This is a genomic window from Xanthomonas arboricola pv. juglandis (assembly GCF_905367715.1).
Classification (GTDB): Bacteria; Pseudomonadota; Gammaproteobacteria; order Xanthomonadales; family Xanthomonadaceae; genus Xanthomonas; species Xanthomonas arboricola.
Map to the genome: position 1 here is coordinate 1679963 of NZ_HG999362.1, position 20861 is coordinate 1700823.

Below are 20861 nucleotides of genomic sequence, written 5' to 3' on the forward strand. Positions count from 1 at the left end.
GGGATGAATCGACATGCGGGACGCAGCTGCCCGTGCAGGGTGGGCAGGGCTTCTGGCGCGATCCGGCGTTGCCCTTCGTCGAACTGCGCCAAGTGATCAACAGCCGCAGCCTGTGTTATGCCGCGCATACGCATGAGCAATGGTCGGTGGGTGCGATCGATCGCGGGCTGGCGCGCTATCGCAATGGACGCATGCAAGCGCAGGTGGGCGCGCGGTCGCTGACCCTGATCAACCCTGGCGATGTGCATGCCTGCAATCCGGATCAGCAGCAGGACTGGTCGTTCCGCATGCTGTATCTGGACGTGGCGTGGCTGCGCGAACAACAACGCGCACTCGGCCTGGCCGCCAATGCGGATGTGCACATGCTCGCAGCGCCGCTGTGCCAGACCCCGGCAGCCTATACCGCCTTCGAGCGCATGCATGCCGTGTTGATCGATGGCAATGCCGATGCGCTGGCACGCGAGAGTGCGTTGATCGCATTCGTGGCGCGGCTGCATCTGCATGTGGAGCCGATCAGTCGTGCGCTTGCGGTCGATACCGGGCCGATGCAGCGGGTAGCCGAGTATCTGCAGGCCCATCATGCACGTGCGGTCTCGCTGCGCGAGCTATGCACGCTGGCCGGGATGCCGGCACCGCGCTTGATTCGTGGCTTCCGTCAGGCGCACGGGCTGACCCCGCATGCGTATCTGCTGGATTGCCGTTTCCAGCGTGCGCGCGAGGCCTTGCGGCGCGGTGGTGACATTGCCGAGGTCGCCTACGCGCATGGCTACGCCGACCAGGCGCATCTGCAGCGCAGCTTCAAACGTGCCTGGGCGGTGACGCCAGGGCGTTACCGCAATGCCGTGCCCCATTCCAGCAACAGATAGACCGCGCTCAGCACCAGCAGCGCGGCCAGCACCCGGTTCAACCGCCGCAGCTGCCTTGGCACCTGCACATGCCGCCGCAGCACGGCGCCGGCCAGCAACCAGCACCCCAGCGAGGGATAGCAGATCAGCGCATACAACGCCGCAAAACCCGCCAGTTGCGTGGTGCCTGCCGTCGCATACAGGGCAACGCCGGAGGTCGCCGCCAACCAGGCCTTGGGGTTGAGCCACTGCATTGCTGCACCGGTCCAGAACGAGGCCGCCGGGCGCGCCTCGTCGGTCTGGATGACGCCATCGTCGCGCAGCAGGCGCCAGGCCATGTAGAGCAGAAACGCCACCCCGGCCAGATGCAATGCACGGCCGAGCAGCGGCCAGCGCAGCAGCACCTGCTGCAGTCCCATGCCCACCAACACCAGCAGCGCGACGAAGCCGACGGTGGCGCCGATCACATGGCCGTGCCCGGCACGCGCGCCGGCGCTGGCGCCGGTGCTCAGCGCGACCAGGTTGACCGGCCCGGGCGAAATCGAGCACACCAGCGCGAAGCTGGCCATTGCGACAAGATGGTCCATGGCGCGGAATCCGTAGCGGGGCGCAACAGCATGGCCAGCGAGCGCGGCGACGGATTGAACAAAATTTCGATGGGCGGTCGCTGCGGGCGTTGCATGATCGGTAAACGCAGCCAGCGGTCGTCAGGCAGGCGACATGCCGGACCGATGAGGCCGAGTGCGAGCCAACGCCACGGATGCGGGTCCTCGCCTGGCAGCGCTGCGGCCGGCAGGTTTTTGCGTTGTCAGCCGGCGGCGGCTTCTTCGCGCAGTTGCTCGGCGCGCTCGGCGCCCAGGTATGCGCCGATGGCGCGGCGCGCCAGATACAGCAGCGGGATCAGTGCGATCGCAAAGCCCATCTTGTAGACGTAGTTGAGCGTGCTCACCGCCAGGAACTGGTCGGTGGACCAATGCTGCGGGCCGAGCACGAAGGCGATGTAGATCACCACGAAGCTGTCCACCAACTGCGACACCGCCGTGGAGCCGGTGGCGCGCAGCCACACGTGCTTTTCGCCGGTGGCGCGGCGGATGCGATGGAACACCGATACATCGATCAACTGGCCGAACAGGAAGGCCACCAGCGAGCCGCCGATCGTCCACAGCCCCTGGCCGAAGACCGCTGCAAAGGCGGCCTGGTAGTCGGGCACGCCCTGGCTCTGCGCCGCCGTGACCCACCAAGCCGCCGGCGCCAGTGCGATGGCGGCGAACGCGAACACGAAGCCGTAGCCGATCAGCGCCACCGCCACCCACGAGATGAAACGCACCCCGCGGCTGCCGAAGAACTCGTTGATGGTGTCGGTCATGATGAACACCACCGGCCACAGCAAGGTGCCGGCGGTGAAGCTGAGCGAGCCGGTCTGGCCGAACAGGTTCCAGTTCAACGGCGCGATGCCGAGGGTGTCTTCCAGCGCGAAGATCTTGACCCCGATGAACTCGGCCAATGCCGCGTTGACGCAGAAGAACGCCGCCAGCGCAATGAACAGGCGAACCGCACGATCGTCGAGGGTGCGCACCTGTGTCATGGCGTTAGCGATCCGCGGTACGGGTAAAGGGAACGGATTCGGGCGCCACTGCGCCGCCGGAGATGATGAAGCTCATCGCCTGGTCCACGCTCCAGTCGGTGGGCGTGAGCAGCTCCACCGGCACGATCTCCAGATAGCCGGAGGTCGGGTTGGGCGTGGTCGGCACGTACACCGCTGCCAGCTCGCGGCCGGTGCCCTGTTCCTTGATCACCCGCGTAACCAGACCGACCGATTTCATGTCCCGGTGCGGGAAGTCGATCAGCACCACGCGCTGGGTGCTGCCGGGCTGGGTCTGCAGGATGTCGAGCAATTTGCGCGCGCTGTCGTACACCACGCTGGCCAGCGGGATGCGCCGCATGATCGCCTCGAACCAGCGCAGCAGGCGCTGGCCGATCACGCGCCGGCTCAGGATGCCGACAAACAGGATCGCGCCCACGGTGGCGATCAGCGCGATGGTGTTCTGCACCCACAGTGCCTTGATCCAGCCCAGATAGTCGGGGAACGAGGCGGCGATGCGTTCGGATAACGGCACCACCCACGGGCTGCTGATGCCCGACAACAGCGAGAACACGAACTTCACCACCACCCAGGTCAGCCAGACCGGCAGCAGGGTGAGCAAACCGGTCAGAAAGACGCGTTGCAGGGAAGGGCGGGTGGGCGGAGTGGGGGATTCGGACATACGCGCATTGTAGGCATTCGGCCGCGTCCGGTGCAGGCGCACGGTGCGCCTTGTTCGCCGGGGAGACGGCAAATGCGCATCGGCGTATGCCACTCGCGGCTCTGTCCGGGCCGCTCTAAGATGGCGCAGCTCATCCACGGACGGTTGCCCCCGCATGCTCGCCAAATTCCTCAAGTCGGCCCTGCTGGGGCTATGCATCCTGATTGCCCTGCTGGTGGCCCTGTACGCGATCTCCGCGCGCTGGCCGATTCCTGACGCGCAGCGCCAGGCGTTGGCGCAACTGCGTCAACCGCAGCCGCCGCTGCGTGGGCCCAATATGTTCGCCGCGCTATGGTCGTTGGGGTACGCGGTACCCGATGCGCAGCGGAATGCGCTGGTTGCGCAGGATGTGCAGCGGTTCGCGCGCTTGCCGGCAGGCATGCAGCTGCAGAGTGCGGCCACGCGCTATCCGCGCCACCCGGATTGGCCGGCCACAGCCCCGGCGCCATGCGCGCGCCATGCCGGCTGCCTGGACCGCGTGCGTCAGCAGCCGCAAGCCTATGCCGATGCGCTGGCTACCCAGATACCGTTGTTGTTCAAGCTGCGCGATCTGGCCGGTTACGCCGATTACCGAAGCCCGTTCCCGCCTTCTGCCACTGCGCCGTTGCCGCCACTGCCTCGGTTCAATGTGTCGATAACCAGCAACGCGCTGGACTTTGTGCAAGGGCGCACCACACAGGCGTTGGCGGGTGTCTGCACCGATGCGCAGGTTGCACGCGTACTGCTGCGCAGCGGCGACAATCTGCTCATGCCGATGCTTGGCGCGGCGATGCTGCGCACCAATGCGCACCTGCTTGCCGACATGCTGTCCGAGCTGCCGGCGCAGCATCCGTTGCCTGCGCACTGCCTGGCCGCATTTGCGCCGCTTGCGGTCGATGAGATCTCGCTATGCGACGCATTGCACGGCGAATCAAGGATGGCGCTTTCGATATTTCAGGAAGCCAGCCACAACGGCCAGGCAACCGATCTGTCCTGGGACGATCGATTGTCGCTGCATCTACTCGACCAGGAACGCACCCATGCGCTGATGGCTCCGACCTATACCTGGGCATGCAGCGCGCCGGTACGGGCCGTGCTGGCGCAGGATCAAGCGGTGCCGCAGGCACTGATTCCAGTGCCGGACACCGTCTCGATGGGTTGCGTTGCCAATGCAGTGGGGTGTCTGTTGGCGGGTCTGGCACGCCCTGACTATGCAAATTACCAGCATAAGCGGCAAGACACTGCCGCCGCACTGCGCGCGTTATCGGCCGTGCTGTGGTTACGCGATCACCCTGGTGATGCGCAGACACTCGAGCAGCGCCTTGCCGGCTTGCCGCCATCGCTGCGCGGGCAAGCGCGACCACTGCAGCCCGCTGCGGACGGCCTGAGCATGCAGCTGCGTCAATACGCCAGGCCTGAAGACGGTGTCATGGAGGATCTGTGGCCGCTCGCAGGCAGCCGGATGGCGCATCAGTCCGGGGCGGCAGTGGCCCCGAAGAACCAGGCGCCCTAACCATTGAAGTCCAGCGGACGGGTGGGGCGGGTGCATGCGATCCACCTCGGCCCCGCTTTGGGCTGCCGCTACATCTGCTGGCGGAGCATCGTCTTGCGTGCTGCGTAGGAAGGCTAATACGCCAAGTTGGCAGTGCCGCCATCTGTGATAGCGAAAGCGTGCAGCGTTGCTATCAACATCAGCTTTCTTCCGCCTGCTCGCATGGACGCGCAAGAGCGCGCTGCGCAATGCAACGCGCCGCTCGTAGCGCGGGCTTAGAACCGGAAATTCAACCAGCCCATCACGAAGGTCGAATCGCCGTAACCGGCCTTTTCGAGCGCAGGCCCGGCCATCAGGTGTTCGGCGCGGAAGGTCACCGACCAGTTCGGGTCGATGTTCCAGGTGGCGTTGATGCGCGGCATGGTGCCGATGCGGCGCTCGCCGGTGCTTTGCGTGCGGGCGTAGGCGCGTGCCTGGTTGTTGTAGATCGCATCGCTGGTGGTCTGCCGCCACAGGGTTTCCCATTCCAGGTTCACGGTGATCTTGGAAGTGGGCGAGAAGGTGAACGTGGGCGCAGCGGTGACCAGGTTGACCGGGCCGAAGAACGTCGCCCAGCTGAAGTAGATCGTATTGCCATAGAGGAAGTTGTTGTTGCGCAGCGTGCCGGTGCCGGAGGAGCCACCGCCGCCGGAAGCGATTTCGCTATGGAAGCCCAATCGCGGTTTCCAGCCCGATTCGCTCAGCGACCAGGCGTTGGAGGTGCTGGCCATGTAGGCGCGCAGATCGCGCCCGCCGTAGCTGCCGCGCTGCACGGTCACGAACGAGTCGGTGCGCAGCTTGCCCACATTGCCCCAGAGGCGCAGGCCGTAATAGTTGCGGTTTTCTTCGGCGGTCTGCCGGCCCCAGACCTGATTGTCGTTACGGAACTGGTAGAAGAACGGCTCCAGGTACATCGGCTTGGCGGTCGGCATGCGATAGCCGCCGACCACGCCGCGGAAGTGCCGCGAGCGGTCGATGCGATCGTCGCCCAGGCCTTCGGTGCCATCGAGGTTGAAGTTGAAATCGAACAGGTCCACGCGGGTCTTTTCGCCGATCGCCCAGGCGCGCACACCGTTGAAGGTCACGAAGATATCGGTGTTGTCGCGCAATGCCATCAGCGTGACGGGGCCATCGACAAACACCTGACGGCCGACACGCAGGCCGAGGTCGGCATCGGCGACACGGCCCTTCACATCGAAAAACACCTGCTGCAGGATCGCGTTGTTTTCCTGCGTGCCGGTCTTGGCACCTTCGTTGCGTCCATCCAGGCTGCCGTGCGCCAGTTCCGTATACAGACGGAAGTGCTCGCCGACATGAAAGTCGGCGCCGAAGAACGCGCGCAATAGATACTGCTGCTGCGAATGGCTGCCGGGAATCAAACCGGGATTGGTGATGGTGTTGCTGCGCACGCGCAATTCGTTGCTGAGCGAGACATACACATCGCCCGATTCATTGAACGGAATGTACTTAAGTGGATCGAACGGACTCTTGCGCTTGGACGGATCCTTTAGATACGACCAGTCTTCGGCCCAACGCACCTGCCACATGTTGCCGCCCTGCTTGGCGCCCCAACCCTGCGCTTCCAGCGGATAACCCTTCGCGGTAGCGGGCGCTGCCGGAGCGGCAGGCGCAGCCTTGGCAGGCTCCGGCTGGGTCTGCTCGGCATTGACCGGCGCGGTCTGCGCCTGCGCAAACCCCAATCCCGGCAGTGACAACCCGATCGCCAGGCACAGGCGCCGGGTGGCACCAAAGGAAGTTTCAGCCATGGCCGGCTGTGCCAAGCGTGCTAGTCGCATCGTGTCGCCCTATCGAAAAAAGTGAGTCGTCTGAGCGAGTGGTATCGGCTCAGTGGGCAATGACTGTAGTGGAGCGCTGCCGCAAAGGGAGTAACCCAATGGTTCTAAGCACATGAGCGGGGATTGGGGAGTCGGGATTGGGGATTTGCAAAAACAGGCGTGCAAGTGACGCTCCAGTTCTTCTTCAGTCCGCTTGAGTTAACGCTAGGAAATTCTCAGCCGGAATGCTCTGCGAATCCCCAATCCCCAATCCCCGCCTCATGACTACCGGCACATCCACTATACCCAACTTCGCAATAGCATTGCCTTCGACCTAGCGGAGATGGCCGATGAGCGAACCCGATGCCTACCTGCGGAAATTTCAGAAAGAGCTGAGTGCGGGCACGGTGTCTCTGGCGCTACTGGCAGTGCTGGCGCAGGCCGAGGAGCCGCTGTACGGCTATCTGATCGCCAAGCGCATGGAGCGGCTGGACGGTGTGCTGAGCGGCAAGCAGAGCGCGCTGTATCCGGTGCTGCGCAATCTGGAGGGGGCCGGGTTGCTGCAGAGCCATGTCGAGCCGTCGGCATCCGGTCCGCCGCGGCGCTATTACCGCATCACCCAAACCGGGTGTGATTGCCTGCGCGACTGGACCGCCGCCTGGCGCGCCACCCGCGATTCCGTTGACTCAGTGCTGGAGGGGACCCACTCATGACGACCATTGCGCAGGCACGCCCGTTGCCGACCACCATTCCCGATTACCTGGCACAACTGCGCCAGGCCCTGGCCGGCGCGGATCCGGCGATGATCCAGGACGCGCTCTACGACGCCGAAGAGTATCTGCGCGCCGAACTGGCCGAGCAGGCCGGCAAGAGCGAAGCGGAAGTAATCGCCGGCGTGGCAGGCAGCTACGGTGCGCCGGATGAGGTGGCCGAGATCTATCGCGAAACCGAAGTGACGGTGACACGTGCACTGCGCCCGCCGCTGCCGCGCAGACGCAGCACGTGGTTCGGCAGATTCTTCGGCGTGGCTGCCGATCCACGCAGCTACGGCGCGCTGTTCTACATGCTGCTGTCGCTGGTCACCGGCGTGTTCTATTTCACCTGGGTGATCACCGGCGCGAGCCTGTCGGCGGGTTTGATGATCCTGATCATCGGCGTGCCGTTGCTGGTGCTGTTCTTCGGATCGGTGCGGGTGCTATCACTGGTGGAAGGCCGCGTGGTGGAAACGCTGCTGGGCGTGCGCATGCCGCGTCGTCCTGCCCATCCGGGGCCACAAGGTGGCTGGCTGCAACGCATCGGCGCGATGTTCACCGATGCGCTCACCTGGAGCACGATGCTGTACTTCCTGCTGATGCTGCCGCTGGGCATTGTCTACTTCAGCGTGTTCACCACCTTGTTGTCGTTGGCGCTGGGCCTGGCCGCTTCACCGCTGGTGCTGCTGTTCGACAACACGGCGGTGCTGACCTGGGATGGCGTGGATGTCACCAGCGCTTGGATGACGCTGCCGTTGTTCGTCGTGGGCGTGCTGCTGCTGTTCGTCACGCTGCATCTGGCACGCGCCTTCGGCAAGCTGCACGGCATGTTCGCCAAGCATTTGCTGGTCAAGAGCGGTGAAGGTTGAGTGCAGCGTGTGATTGCGGGTTGTATGGCACGCGGCTGCGATCGCTGCAGTGTTACGTGGTCTGTAGTGAAAGGCCTGAAAGACGCAACGACTTGAAGTCCCGTAGTCGTGTAGGTGGTTGGACAGCGCGGATGGAGCAGTTGCAGGGCGGCCGCTCTGTGGCTTGGCTGCAGGGCCCTTGTCCGCCCACCCTCGCAGGACACGCCGCAAGTACGTCCTTGTAGGCTCTTACGCGGCATCCATGCCGCGTAAGGTCCCGCGACGGTGAGCGGGCAAGGACCAGTCGAGATGGTCGATGTGCAGGGTTTTAAACAAACAATCGACGAACTCTCTGGTGCGGTGTCCTCGCCGGTTGCGGGACCCTTAGCGGCATGGATGCCGCTAACGAGCCTCCATGGACGGATTCACGGCGTGTCCCGCGAGCGGCGAGGGCACCGCGCGCTCGAATCACCAAGCTCTTGAGTTAAGCATCCGATTTTGGCTAAACGACGCCACCGTTCTAAGTCTCGATTGCTCTAGGCGTTGCGTCCTGAGGAGTCTGGATAGCGCGCATGGACCAGTTGTGAAGCGGCGGATCTGCGGCTTGGCAGCAGGGCCCTTGCCCGCCCACCATCGCAGGACACGCCGCAAGTACGTCCGTGTAGGCTCTTACGCGGCATCCATGCCGCGTAAGGTCCCGCGACGGTGGGCGGGCAAGGACCATCGAAGATGGTCGGTGTGCGTGGTGGCAAGCACTTTCAATAAAGCGACCGGCAACTGTCTGGTGCGGGCGCCGCGCACGTTGCCACGCAGTGCGCTGTTTTTACTGGAACCAAAAATCTGCGCATAAAAAACGCCCCTTGATCGGTCTCGATCAAGGGGCGTTTTTGTCCGCCGATTTTTCGGCCGATCAGGCGCGTTTGCCGCGCTTGCGGATCGGGGTGACGGTGGCGGGATCGCGGCTGCCGACCGGGTCGGCATCATAGCGAGCGATGAATTCGCGCACCTGCGGGTACACCACTTCGCGCCAGCGACGGCCGCTGAAGATGCCGTAGTGGCCGGCACCTTCCACTACCAGATGACGACGATGCGCCGCGTCGATCCCGGTGCACAGATCGTGCACCGCTTCGGTCTGGCCAAGACCGGCGATATCGTCCAGTTCGCCTTCGATGCTGAGCAGTGCGGTATTGCGGATCGCCGACGGCTTGACCAGCTGGCCATCCACTTTCCACTTGCCCTGCGGCAGCAGGAAGTCCTGGAACACCACGCGAATGGTGTCCAGGTAATACTCGGCCGGCATGTCGAGCACGGCGTTGTATTCGTCGTAGAACTGCCGGTGCGCCTGCGCGTCCTGCAGGTCGCCCTTGACCAGATCGGTGTAGAAATCCCAGTGCGACATCACGTGCCGGTTGGGGTTCATCGACAGGAAGCCGGCATGCTGAAGGAAGCCCGGATACACCTGCCGGCCGTGGCCCGGATACGGGAATGGCACGGTGTGGATCAGGTTGTTCTGGAACCACTCGATGCCATTTTCGGTGGCCAGGTTGTTGACCTGGGTCGGGCTGCGGCGCGCATCGATCGGCCCGCCCATCATCACCAGCGAGCGCGGCGTGGGTTCGTCGTTGGTGGCCATCAACGACACCGCCGCAAGCACCGGCACGGTGGGCTGACACACGCTCACCACATGCAGGCGCTCGGCGCCGATGTGACGGATGAACTCCTGGATGTAGCTGATGTAGTCCTCGAGCCGGAAAGCGCCGGCTTCCAGCGGCACCATGCGCGCGTCGACCCAATCGGTGACATAGACCTTGTGGTTGCGCAACAGGGTGCGCACGGTATCGCGCAGCAGGGTGGCGTGGTGGCCGGACAAGGGCGCCACCACCAACACGGCCGGCTGCTGCTTCATCGTGCCGATCAGCTCGACATGGTCGCTGAAACGCTTGAAGCGCAGCAGACGGCAGAACGGCTTGCTCAGCACTTCGCGTTCGATGATCGGCAACGAATGGCCGTCGACCTCGACGTCGTCGAGCGCCCAGGCCGGCTTTTCATATTCCTTGCCCAGGCGATGGAACAGCTCATTGCCGGCCGCCATGCGTTCGGCGCCCGGGAGCGAGGCCCACAGACTGTCGGGGTCGGAGAACATCTTGGCGTTCGCCTGGGCCTGGTGCACCCAAGGGGCTAGCAGATTGCGGGTCAGCTCGTGCAGTTGATAAAGCATTCCACCCATCCGTGCGGCTCTTTGCTGCCGCGCAGCATACCCCCTTTGGCGCATTTGCACCTTAATGGGGCTGCGGACGGTAGAGGCTGTCATACGACTTATGGCAGGCGTCAGCGCGTTGATTGGCCGCGATTTGGTTTGCCGCGATTGGTGATTCTTTGGATGGCTATGCGAGTCGAAAGCGCGCGTTCGTCGCAGAACCCTACGGCTGCTGGACGAGTCCTCTTTCCTGCAGGGGATGGATAGGTGAGGTGCAGGGCGAAGCGCAGTGCACTCAACCTTTATCAGCGTTCAATCTCCACCAGGCTTCGCACGCAACCTCATCCGCCCCCGCGGGGCACCTTCTCCCGGCGGGAGAAGGGAGTGACGTTTCTCTGTCTGCGGGGAGATGAGCGGAATAAAGCCCCTCTCCTGCGGGAGGAGGTGAGGGTGCGCGGCGAAGCCGCTCGCCATGCGTGCCTCAACCGGCCAGCGTCCTGCTCAGCCGCGCTCCAGCGCAGATGCCTCATCGGCCAACTGCGGCGATAACCAGCAGTGCGAGCCGAGTGCAGCAAACCCCACGCTGGCGAAGCGGCGCCGATACCAGCGCGCCGGCCGCGCCTGAAAACCATCGTGGTCGCCTTCGAAGGCATCTTCTTCGGCGAAGGTTTCCAGAAATGCCACGCCTGTGCACATCTCGGCCAACCCCGGCAGGCCCTGGTTGAACTCGCGCGTGGGTACGTAATGCAGCACGTCTGAGCAGATCAGCAGATCCACCGGCGCGCAGGGGCGCAGCCAGGCGAAATCGCCGAAGCGGGCAGGGTGGATCTGCCGGCTGCGTCCGTAACGCTGCACCGCGTAGGCGCTGCTGTCGAAGCCCAGATAGCTCAGCTTGGGGCGTAACGCCAGCAATGGCGCGCGCCAGGCCGCCTCTCCGCAGCCGAGATCCAGCACGCTGCGGATCGGGCGCTCCAGGTAGTACTCGGCCTGGCTCACCGCCAGTGCGACCTTGCGTCGCAGGCGCGCAGGGTCGGCCAGCCCGGCATCCCGGTACCAGCGGCGGAAATAGTGGGCGTCGTACTGCTTGTCGTCGGGTTCGGACATGGACGTCAGGTGCTTTCGCGTGAGCGGATAGGTGAAAATGCGGGCCATCCTACGCCAGCCAGCGAAGCCAGCACATGACCCTGTACCTGTGGATCAAGACCTTCCATCTGTTGTTCGTCACTGCGTGGATGGCGGCGGTGTTCTACCTGCCACGCATCCTGGTCAATATCGCCGAAGCCGGTGCCGAGCCTGCGGTACGTACGCGCCTGGTGCTGATGGGGCGCCGTCTCTACAAATTCGGCCACAGCATGCTGGGGCTTGCGCTGCTGTTGGGCGCGGTGCTGTGGCAGGGCTATCGGGTGATTCCGGATTTCCCGACGATGGTGGCCGGTGGCTGGCTGCACGCAAAACTGTTTGCGGTGGCCTTGATCCTGGCGCATTACATCGTGGCCGGGCGCTGGTTGAAGGGCGTGGATCAGGGCCGCAGCCTGCCCAGCGGCCGCGCATTGCGGCTGTTCAATGAAGTGCCGGTGGTGTTGCTGGTCGGGGTGATCTGGCTGGTGCTGGCCAAGCCGTTCTGACACAACGCCCGGGCGGTGCATGCGCTTGCCGGATGCATCGGTCGACGCTGGCGTGTTCGCGCAGCACTGCGGTGATGTGGCGCGGATAGTCGAGGGATTCCGCCAAGGCGCCATTGCGAAACGGCTGCATCGACGATTGCAGCAGGTGATCGATCCGGGTCTTCAGGCTTGCCGCTATCCCAGGCTTTCTGGGCATCGCGGTACTCTTCGTTGCGTACCAGTCTTCTGGGGAACACGGTGCTCTCACCATCCGTGTTTCGCCGCTTGAGTATCGCGTCAGGCGGAGATCACGCCTGGGCGCCGAGCTCGCTCAGTCCCTTGCGCGCCAGGTCGATCCAGGCGCGTTGCTCGCGCTGGTAATGCTTGGGCGAGGCGGCTGCGTGGCGCAGCACCTGCTCGAAGACGGCCCTGGCGTCTTGCGGGCGCGCGGCGCGCAACAACAGCTGCGCATAACGCACGCGTGCTTCTTCGCCCGGATAGCCTTGCGCAAGCGTTTCGTACTCGTGCAGCGCCTCGTCGATGCTGCCGCTGTCTTCGACTGCGCGCGCATACAGCAGGTGCCCGTCGTGCGAACGGAATGTCGGATTGGCCGCGATCAACGCGTCCAGCGTCCTGCGTGTCTCTGCGGCCTGGCCCAGCCCGTACTGGGCCTTGGCCAGGCCCAGCATCAGGTCCGGGTCGTCCTGGTAGATGCCGCGCAGCGCGCCCTGATACAGCTCGGCGGCACGCGCGTAGTCGCCCTGTTCCAGCAGCGTCTGCGCGAGGCGGCGGCGATTCTCGGGGGTGTCGGCCACATCCAGCTGGCGCGATGCATCGCGTTGTTCGCGTTGCGGATCGATGCGCTGACGCACCTTGCGCAGGCCACGGCGCGCCGTCGGGTCGTTGCGCAGGTCCGGGATCACCGCCACGCACACGTAGACCAGGACCGCCAGCAACGAAAACGCCAGCAGGATGAAGATCCAGTACAGCGGGCGGCCGCTGCGCACCACGTGCACGCAGCAGGCAGCCTGCAATACCAGCGACAGCAGAAGTAGCGGGCTCATATCCGAACAGGTCCTTCCATGGTGGCCAATCGTCTTGCCGGCTGGCGATGCTGCGCGCAGCACCATCGCCCCGGCTTGTTGCCGCCGATCAGTTGCCTTCGTAGGCGCCGTAGCTGCGCAGGCGCTCGTAACGACGCTGCAGCAGGCCCTCGACCGGCAGCTTTTCCAGCGCTTCCAGCTCGTTGAGCAGCACCGCCTTGAGCCGCTTGCCCATCTGCTCGGGATTGCGATGCGCGCCGCCGGTGGGTTCGCGGATCACCTTGTCGACCAGGCCCAAGCCTTTCAGGCGCTTGGCGGTCAAGCCGAGCTGCTCGGCCGCGTCCTTGGCCTTGGCCGCGTCCTTCCACAGGATCGAGGCGCAGCCTTCGGGCGAAATCACCGAGTAGGTGCCGTATTCCAGCATCAAGGTGCGGTCGCCCACGCCGATCGCCAGCGCGCCGCCGGAGCCGCCTTCGCCGATCACGGTGCAGATCACCGGGATCTTCAGCTCGGCCATCTCCAGCAGGTTGCGCGCGATCGCTTCGGACTGGCCGCGCTCTTCGGCGCCGATGCCCGGGTAGGCCCCCGGGGTGTCGATAAAGGTCAGCAACGGCAGGCGGAAACGCTCGGCCAGCTTCATCAGGCGCAGCGCCTTGCGGTAGCCCTCCGGGCGCGGCATGCCGAAATTGCGGGCAACCTTGCTCTTGGTGTCGCGGCCCTTCTGGTGGCCGATGATCACCACTGCGCGGCCATCGATGCGGCCCAGGCCACCGACGATCGCCTTGTCGTCGGCATAGGCACGGTCGCCGGCCAGTTCCTGGAATTCGTCGCAGATGGTGTTGATGTAGTCCAGCGTATACGGGCGCTGCGGGTGGCGCGCCAGCTGCGAGACCTGCCAGGCCGACAGGTCGCGGAAGATCTGTGCGGTACGCACGCGCAGCTTGTCGCGCAGCGCTCGCACCTCGGTGTCCACGTTGACTGCAGGACCGGTGCTGGCCTTGCGCAGTTCCTGGATCTTTGCTTCCAGATCGGCGATGGGTTGCTCGAAGTCGAGGTAGTTAGGATTCATGCAGTGGTGTCGTCAACGTAAGGCGGGGAGTGTAGCTGAAGCGCTGCCTTCGGCCCGTACGGGGCCGTTCGGTGGCGGGGATTCGGGAGTCGGGATTCGGGATTGGCAAAAGCGGCGCTGCTGCGTCCGGGTTGCTGTTGCCAATCCCGAATCCCGAATGCCCAATCCCCGCCCCTCAAGCCCACGGAGGGCTGTACTTGATCTTCAAGGTCCGCACCGCGGGGTCGGCGCGCAGGCTGTCCATCAGCTGCTGGTCGATCCGCACCGAGTGGCTGCCGTTGAGGTCAAGCATGCCGGCCACGCCGCCGGTCGGGGCGCGCAGCAGCAGGTCCAGGCGCAGGGGGGTCTTGCCGGGGCGGTGCTTGGCCAGCAGCGCGTCGATGCGCTTCCAGGCCTGTTTCTCGCGCAGGTCCAGGCGCAGCGACAGGCGCTGTGCGTGGTCGGCGCAGATCTGTTCGTAGTCCCAGCATTGGCGGATGCGCAGGCTGTAGCCGCCGTTGAATTCGTCCTCGCGCAGGCCGCCCTTGACGATCAGGATGCGGTCGCGGGTGAGCAGATGCCCGAACTCGGCCATCGCATCGGAGAACGCGCTGCATTCGACCCGGCCACGGCCGTCTTCGAGCTGCACGAACACCTGGCTGTCGCCCTTGCGCCGCACGCCGATCACCTGGCCGGCCAGGATCGCGCTGACTTCCGGGCGCCAGGCGCGTTTTTCGCCATCGCCGCCACCGCCACCGCCGCGTTGTTGCGAGGCGAGGATCTTCTCCAGCGCGCCCAGGTCGCAGCCGACCAGCTCGCGCACTTCGTCGCGGTGCGGGTCGAACGGGTGACCGCTGAGATAGAAGCCCAGCGTTTCGCGCTCGCCGGTGAGCAACTGGCCCAGCGGCCATTCCTTGCTTTCGGGCAGGTCCAGACGCAGCGCCGGCGCGCTCGGGTCCGGCCCGCCGAACAGCGAGTTCTGGCCCGAGGCGCGTTCGCGCGCCAACTGCTCGGTGGCCTTGACCACTTCCGGCAGCTGCAGCATCAGCGAGGCGCGGTTCTTGCCCAGCCCGTCCATCGCGCCGGCGTTGATCATCGCTTCCAGCGTGCGCCGGTTGAGCTTTGCGGTGCCCACGCGCGTGCAGAAATCCAGCAACGTGGTGTAGGGGCCGCCGCGCTGGCGTTCTTCGACGATCGCCTCGCAGGCGCCCTGGCCGACGCCCTTGATCGCGCCCAGGCCGTACTGGATGGTGTCCGGGCTGGCGGCCTCGAACATGTAGGCCGACTCGTTGACGCGCGGCGGCTTGACGGTCAGGCCGAGATTGCGCACCTCGTCGAGAAAGCCCACCACCTTGTCGGTGTTGTCCATGTCCGAGGACAGCGTCGCGGCCATGAATTCGGCCGGGTAATGCCGTTTCAGCCAGGCGGTCTGGTAGCTGACCAGCGCGTAGGCGGCGGCGTGCGACTTGTTGAAGCCGTAGCCGGCGAACTTCTCCATCAGGTCGAAGATTTCGTCGGCCTTGGCCGCGCTCACTCCGCCCTTGGCCGCGCCTTCGCGGAAGATCTCGCGGTGCTTGGCCATTTCGGCCGGCACCTTCTTGCCCATCGCACGACGCAACAGGTCGGCGCCGCCCAGCGAATAATCGCCGACGATCTGCGCCATCTGCATCACCTGCTCCTGGTACACCATGATGCCGTAGGTGTCCTTGAGGATGACTTCGGTACGCGGATCCGGGTAGATGATCTCCTGCTGGCCGTGCTTACGCGCGTTGAAGTCCGGGATCAGGTCCATCGGGCCGGGGCGGTACAGCGACACCAGCGCGATCAGGTCTTCGAAACGGTCCGGGCGCGCGTCCTTGAGCAGGCGGCGCATGCCCGAGGATTCGAACTGGAACACCGCGCCGGTATTGCCCGAGGCGAACACGCCCTTGTAGGTGGGGGCATCGTCAAGCGGAATGGCGCTGATGTCGACCGGGTCGATGCCGGCGCGTGCGTGGCGCACGTTGATCGCCTTGACCGCCCAGTCGATGATGGTCAGCGTGCGCAGGCCGAGGAAATCGAACTTGACCAGGCCGACCGCTTCGACGTCGTCCTTGTCGAACTGGGTGACCTGGTTCTTGCCGCGTCCGTCCTGGTCGTGTTCGGCGAACAGCGGGCAGAATTCGGAGAGCGGCTCGGGCGCGATCACCACGCCGCCGGCGTGCTTGCCGGCGTTGCGGGTGAGGTCCTCGAGCTGACGGGCCAAATCCATCAGGTCGCGCACGTCGTCTTCGACCTGATAGCGCTGGATCAGGTCCGGCGAGGCCATCTCCGAGTCCTTGCCTTCGCCCATCGCATCCTTGAGCGTGATGCCCAGGATGTTGGGGATCAGCTTGGCGACGCTGTCCACCAGACCATAGCTGAAGCCGAGCACGCGCCCGGCGTCGCGCACCACCGCCTTGGCCGCCATGGTGCCGTAGGTGATGATCTGGCTGACCCGTTCGCGCCCGTACTTGCGCGCCACGTAGTCGATCACCTCGTCGCGGCGGTCCATGCAGAAGTCGATGTCGAAGTCGGGCATCGACACGCGTTCCGGGTTGAGGAAGCGCTCGAACAGCAGGTTGTACGGCAGCGGATCCAGGTCGGTGATCTGCAGCGCCCACGCCACCAGCGAGCCGGCACCGGAACCGCGGCCCGGGCCGATCGGAATGCCCTGGTTCTTGCCCCACTGGATGAAGTCGGCCACGATCAGGAAGTAGCCGGGGAAGCCCATTTTGATGATGGTGTCCAGCTCGAATTCCAGCCGGTCGACATAGTCCTGGCGGGTCTTGCCGGGCGCGATCGGGTTCTTTTCCAGGCGTGCGGCCAGGCCATCGCGCGACTGGCTGCGGATCCAGCTGTCCAGCGTCTCGTCTTCCGGCACCGGGTAGGCGGGCAGGAAGTAGGTGCCCAGGCGCATCTCGATGTTGCAGCGCTGCGCCAGCGCCAGCGTGTTGTCGATCGCGTCGGGCACATCGGCGAACAGCGCGGCCATTTCGTCGCGGGACTTCAGGTACTGCTGGTCGCTGTACTCGCGCGGACGTTTGGGATCGTCGAGCACGCGGCCGGAGGAAATGCACACCCGCGCCTCGTGCGCATTGAAGTCGCTGGCGTACAGGAAGCGCACATCGTTGCTGGCCACCACCGGCAGGCCGCGCACGCCGGCCGCATGCAGCGCGAACTGGTTGAAGCGTTCTTCGCCCTCACGCCCGGTGCGGGTCAGTTCCAGATGCAGACCATCGCCGAACACGCGCTGCCAGTCAGCCAGCTGCTGCTCGGCCAGGTCGGCGCGGCCTTCGCCGAACAGGCGCCCGGCCAGGCTGTCGCGCCCGGCCAGGGCGAACAGGTTGGCGTGGCCGCTCTGCAGCCACTCCGGGTGGATCGCCACGCCGCCTTCGGGGCGGTGGCCTTCCATCCAGGCGCGGGTCAGCAGGCGCGACAGGCTCAGGTAGCCTTCGCGGTCGCGGCACAGCAGGGTCATGCGCCAGGGCGTCATGTCCGGAGTGGCGATCATCACGTCGGCGCCGGCGATCGGCTTGATGCCCACACCTTCGGCGGCCTTGTAGAACTTGACCAGCGCGAACAGGTTGTTGAGGTCGGTGACCGCCAGCGCGGGCATGTCGAGTTCGACCGCGCGGCTCAGCAGGTTGGCCTGCTTGGCCTTTTTCGGGTCAGCCTGATCCGGTTTCTCGGGCACACGGATGGTGGAATCCGCCAGCGAGAACTCGGTGTGGACGTGCAGATGGACGAAGCGGGAAGTGGACATGCGAGACCGGAATAATGCGTGGTCAGGGTAGCGAGCGTGGTCGGGTCGAACAAGGCTTGACAGCGCCGGCGCAGGGCCGCGGCCAGCTGCCACGGGGGCTGGGCCGTGCGGCCGATTCAGGCTTCGGCTAGCTGCGCGCAGCGCGACGGTGGCGATTGCGCGGATCGGCAGGCGTGCAGGGCTGCGGGTGCGGGGCGCGACGCTCCAGGCCATGGCCGCAGCGGCGGCATGCGCGCCAAGCGATGGAGGACGCCATTACCGTTCCAGGTTCGCCTGGAGGGCGGTCGGTCAGTCGGCCAGCAGCAGGTCGTCGGCCGGGGCCGCGCAGGGCACGTCCCACGGCGACTGCGCCGCCTCGATACCCAGTGCACGCCGCACCGGGGCGAAGCTGCGGCGGTGCTGCGGGCACGGTCCGTGGCTGCGTAGCGCGGCCAGATGCACCGGCGTGGCGTAGCCCTTGTGCTGGTCGAAGCGGTATTCCGGGTGCTGGGCGTGCAGCTCGTGCATCAGGCGGTCGCGGGTAACCTTGGCCACGATCGAGGCGGCCATGATGGCGCGATCGAGCGCATCGCCGCCGATCAAGGCCTCGGCCGGGCAGGGCAGGCCCTTGGGAACCCGGTTGCCGTCGATGCGCGCAAACCCGGCCACATGCGCCACGCCCTCCACCGCACGCCGCATGCCGAGCATGGTCGCCTGGTAGATGTTGATGCGGTCGATCTCCTCGCTGTCGATCAGCACCACCGACCACGCCAGCGCCCGCTCGACGATGCGCGCATACAACTGCTCGCGCCGCTGCGCGCTCAGCTGCTTGGAATCGTCCAGCCCGTTGATGCGCGGCTTGCTCGGGTCGAACACCACCGCCGCCACCGCCACCGGCCCGGCAAGCGGGCCGCGGCCCGCTTCGTCGACACCGGCAATCAAACGCCGGGATTCGGCATTGGGGATTTGGGATTGGCCGAACAAGGGCGACTGGCGCGCCTCGGCGTTGGCGCTATCGGCTTGTGCACCCGAAGCAATGATCTTCACGTTTTTGCCCCTGCCGAATCCCCAATCCCCACTCCCGAATCCCGGCCCTCCAGCAGCCCAGCCACCGCATCGGCCGCGCGTGCCGATGCGTCGCGGCGCAGTTCGGCGTGCAGGGCGAGATAGCGCGGTTGCAGGGCGGCGACCTTTTCCGGGTGCTTGAACCAGTCCAGCAGGGCCACGCACAGCCGTTCCGGGGTGCAGTCGTCCTGCATCAGCTCGGGGGCGAGGTCGTCGTTGGCCAGGATGTTGGGCAGCGCGTAGCGGTTGACCTTGAGCAGGCCCAGCGTCCTGACGATGCGGTAGGTGAGCGGGGCGACCTTGTAGCCGACCACCATCGGGCGCTTGACCAGCATCGCCTCCAGCGTGGCGGTGCCCGACGCCAGCAGCACCACGTCGGCGGCCAGCATCGCGGTGCGCGCCTGGCCGTCGAGCAGGTGCGAACGCAGCACCTGCAGCGACGACCGCGACAATTGTTCGGCCAGCAGTTGCTTGCAGCCGGGGTTGGCCGCGGGAACCAGCACGTGCAGGTTGGGCAGGTGCTCGGACACCAGCCAGGCGGCCTGGAAGAAGGTATCGCCGAGCTTGCTGATTTCGCCATGGCGGCTACCGGGCAACACCGCCAGCACGGTGCTGGACGCGGACAGACCCAGCTTGGCGCGCGCGGCTGCGCGATCGGCCTGGTAGGCGATGTCGTCGGCCATCGGGTGGCCGACAAAGCGCGCATCGATGCCGTGCCTGGCATAGATCAGCGGCTCCATCGGAAACAGGCACAGCACCAGGTCGGCGCTGGCGCCGATCTTTTCCGCACGCTTCTCGCGCCAGGCCCAGACCGACGGGCTGACGTAATGCACGGTACGCACGCCGCGCTGCTTGAGCCAGCGCTCGACTGATAGATTGAAATCCGGTGCGTCGATGCCGATGAACACGTCCGGCTTCCACGCCAGCACCCGCTCGCGGAAGGCGCGGCGCAGCTTCAACAGCCGCGGCAGATGCTGCAGCACTTCGGTCAGCCCCATCACCGCCAGCTCGCTGGCATCGAACCAGGTCTGGCAGCCGGCACCACGCATCGCATCGCCACCGATGCCGACGAATTCAGCGCCCGGATAGCGGCGACGCAGCTGTTCGATCAGGCCCGCACCCAGGATGTCGCCGGAGGCTTCGCCGGCGATCAGCGCGATGCGCGGGGCGCGCGTTTGCGCGCTGGGAATCGGGAGTGGGGAATGGGGAATCGGAAGTGCTGGCGATGGGCCGGCGGCAGGCGCGTCAGTGTGCGCGCCGGCATCGATTCCCGATTCCCGATTCCCGATTCCCGTCATCGCAACAACGGCCTTTCCGCCGCCTCGATGAACTCGAGCAGCCCGCGCACGTCTTCGCTGCTCTTGGCCTGTTCGGCCAGCTGCAGTTTGGCTTCGGCCAGCGGCAGGCCGGCGACGTACAGCGTGCGGTAGGCGCGCTTGATCGCGGTGATGCGCTCGGCATCGAAGCCGCGCCGCTTGAGTCCTTCGCTGTTGATGCCGCGCGGGCGGCCCAGCGATTCGCTGCCGACCATGGTGAACGGCGGCACGTCGCCGTTGGTCAGCGCGCCCATGCCCAGGAAGGCGTGCGCGCCGATCCGGCAGAACTGATGCGCGCCGGCAAAGCCGCTGATGATCACGTAGTCGCCCACGGTGACATGGCCGGCCAGCGTGGTGTTGTTGGAGAACACGCAGTGGTTGCCGACATGGCAGTCGTGCGCCACGTGGGTGTAGGCCAGCATCCAGTTGTCGTCGCCGACCACGGTGATGCCGCCACCGCCGCCGGTGCCGCGATTGATGGTGACGAATTCGCGGACCACGTTGCCGTCGCCGATCACCAGTTCGGTGCGCTCGCCGGCGTACTTCTTGTCCTGCGGTTCGCCGCCGATCGCGGCGTGGCCGATGAAGCGGTTGTTGCGGCCGATCCGGGTCGGGCCGTGGATCGAGCAATGCGGCCCCACCTCGGTGCCCGCATCGATCTGCACATCGGCGCCGATCAGCGAAAACGCGCCCACGCGCACATCGCTGGCCAGTTGCGCCGACGGATCGATGACGGCGGTGGGATGAATCAAGGGTGCTTGATCACGCATCGTGTCTCACCTCCAAAAACGG

The 20861-nt window shown here is 65.6% G+C and carries 17 protein-coding genes; 5 read left to right on the plus strand and 12 right to left on the minus strand.

The window, feature by feature from the left end:
* The first annotated feature begins 32 nt into the window (after window positions 1–32).
* Complete coding sequence (locus tag KHN93_RS07195) at window positions 33–866, plus strand: AraC family transcriptional regulator (RefSeq protein WP_212579331.1); 834 nt, start codon at window positions 33–35, stop codon at window positions 864–866.
* Here the strand turns inward: KHN93_RS07195 and KHN93_RS07200 are convergent.
* The 3 genes from KHN93_RS07200 to KHN93_RS07210 all read right to left on the minus strand — a co-directional run bounded on the left by KHN93_RS07200 (window position 830) and on the right by KHN93_RS07210 (window position 3109).
* The gene (locus tag KHN93_RS07200; protein ID WP_244812215.1) at window positions 830–1432 is read right to left on the minus strand and encodes a LysE family translocator; all 603 of its coding nucleotides are present in this window, start codon (window positions 1430–1432) and stop codon (window positions 830–832) included. The two genes, KHN93_RS07195 and KHN93_RS07200, sit on opposite strands and share 37 nt — an antisense overlap.
* Before the next feature lie 221 nt (window positions 1433–1653).
* Window positions 1654–2430 (minus strand): queuosine precursor transporter, encoded by a 777-nt coding sequence (locus tag KHN93_RS07205; RefSeq protein WP_024940642.1) that lies wholly within the window; start codon window positions 2428–2430, stop codon window positions 1654–1656.
* Between the two features lie 4 nt (window positions 2431–2434).
* Window positions 2435–3109 carry a DUF502 domain-containing protein gene (locus KHN93_RS07210; RefSeq protein ID WP_024940643.1) on the minus strand — a complete coding sequence of 225 codons (675 nt, stop codon included), beginning with the start codon at window positions 3107–3109 and terminating at the stop codon, window positions 2435–2437.
* A 154-nt stretch (window positions 3110–3263) separates the two neighbouring features.
* Between KHN93_RS07210 and KHN93_RS07215 the strand changes: the two genes are divergently transcribed.
* Complete coding sequence (locus KHN93_RS07215) at window positions 3264–4640, plus strand: hypothetical protein (protein WP_212579613.1); 1377 nt, start codon at window positions 3264–3266, stop codon at window positions 4638–4640.
* 254 nt (window positions 4641–4894) lie between these two features.
* Here KHN93_RS07215 and KHN93_RS07220 read toward each other — a convergent pair whose 3' ends face one another.
* Complete coding sequence (locus KHN93_RS07220) at window positions 4895–6454, minus strand: alginate export family protein (protein WP_212579332.1); 1560 nt, start codon at window positions 6452–6454, stop codon at window positions 4895–4897.
* 329 nt (window positions 6455–6783) lie between these two features.
* Here KHN93_RS07220 and KHN93_RS07225 point away from each other — a divergent pair, with 329 nt between their 5' ends.
* Window positions 6784–7146 carry a PadR family transcriptional regulator gene (locus tag KHN93_RS07225; protein ID WP_104561595.1) on the plus strand — a complete coding sequence of 121 codons (363 nt, stop codon included), beginning with the start codon at window positions 6784–6786 and terminating at the stop codon, window positions 7144–7146.
* Window positions 7143–8054: a sensor domain-containing protein gene (locus KHN93_RS07230; protein WP_212579333.1), complete on the plus strand. Its 912-nt coding sequence runs from the start codon at window positions 7143–7145 to the stop codon at window positions 8052–8054. The genes KHN93_RS07225 and KHN93_RS07230 overlap by 4 nt, the downstream gene beginning before the upstream one ends.
* Window positions 8055–8943: 889 nt before the next feature.
* Here the strand turns inward: KHN93_RS07230 and KHN93_RS07235 are convergent.
* Entirely contained in the window at window positions 8944–10251 is a 1308-nt protein-coding gene (locus KHN93_RS07235) for a polyhydroxyalkanoate depolymerase (protein ID WP_016904270.1), read from the minus strand.
* Window positions 10252–10731: 480 nt separating this feature from the next.
* On the minus strand, window positions 10732–11334 hold the full coding sequence (locus KHN93_RS07240) for a methyltransferase (RefSeq protein WP_181141977.1): 603 nt from the start codon (window positions 11332–11334) through the stop codon (window positions 10732–10734).
* Between the two features lie 74 nt (window positions 11335–11408).
* On the opposite strand from KHN93_RS07240, the gene KHN93_RS07245 reads away from it, so the two are divergent.
* Window positions 11409–11855: a CopD family protein gene (locus tag KHN93_RS07245; RefSeq protein ID WP_016902407.1), complete on the plus strand. Its 447-nt coding sequence runs from the start codon at window positions 11409–11411 to the stop codon at window positions 11853–11855.
* Window positions 11856–12142: 287 nt separating this feature from the next.
* On the opposite strand, the gene KHN93_RS07250 is transcribed toward KHN93_RS07245, so the two are convergent.
* From KHN93_RS07250 to lpxA, 6 genes are all read right to left on the minus strand, one after another.
* Entirely contained in the window at window positions 12143–12898 is a 756-nt protein-coding gene (locus KHN93_RS07250; RefSeq protein ID WP_212579334.1) for a tetratricopeptide repeat protein, read from the minus strand.
* An 88-nt stretch (window positions 12899–12986) separates the two neighbouring features.
* The gene (locus tag KHN93_RS07255; RefSeq protein WP_016902405.1) at window positions 12987–13946 is read right to left on the minus strand and encodes an acetyl-CoA carboxylase carboxyltransferase subunit alpha; all 960 of its coding nucleotides are present in this window, start codon (window positions 13944–13946) and stop codon (window positions 12987–12989) included.
* Between the two features lie 175 nt (window positions 13947–14121).
* A complete protein-coding gene (gene dnaE, locus KHN93_RS07260; RefSeq protein WP_115510803.1) occupies window positions 14122–17709 on the minus strand; it encodes a DNA polymerase III subunit alpha in 3588 nt (1195 codons plus the stop codon).
* A 288-nt stretch (window positions 17710–17997) separates the two neighbouring features.
* The gene (locus tag KHN93_RS07265) at window positions 17998–18735 is read right to left on the minus strand and encodes a ribonuclease HII (RefSeq protein ID WP_212579335.1); all 738 of its coding nucleotides are present in this window, start codon (window positions 18733–18735) and stop codon (window positions 17998–18000) included.
* Window positions 18732–20051, minus strand: a complete 1320-nt coding sequence (lpxB, locus tag KHN93_RS07270; protein WP_244812216.1) for a lipid-A-disaccharide synthase — start codon at window positions 20049–20051, stop codon at window positions 18732–18734. Before lpxB ends, KHN93_RS07265 begins: the two co-directional genes overlap by 4 nt.
* Entirely contained in the window at window positions 20048–20839 is a 792-nt protein-coding gene (gene lpxA / locus KHN93_RS07275) for an acyl-ACP--UDP-N-acetylglucosamine O-acyltransferase (RefSeq protein ID WP_212579336.1), read from the minus strand. Before lpxA ends, lpxB begins: the two co-directional genes overlap by 4 nt.
* Window positions 20840–20861: the final 22 nt, after the last annotated feature.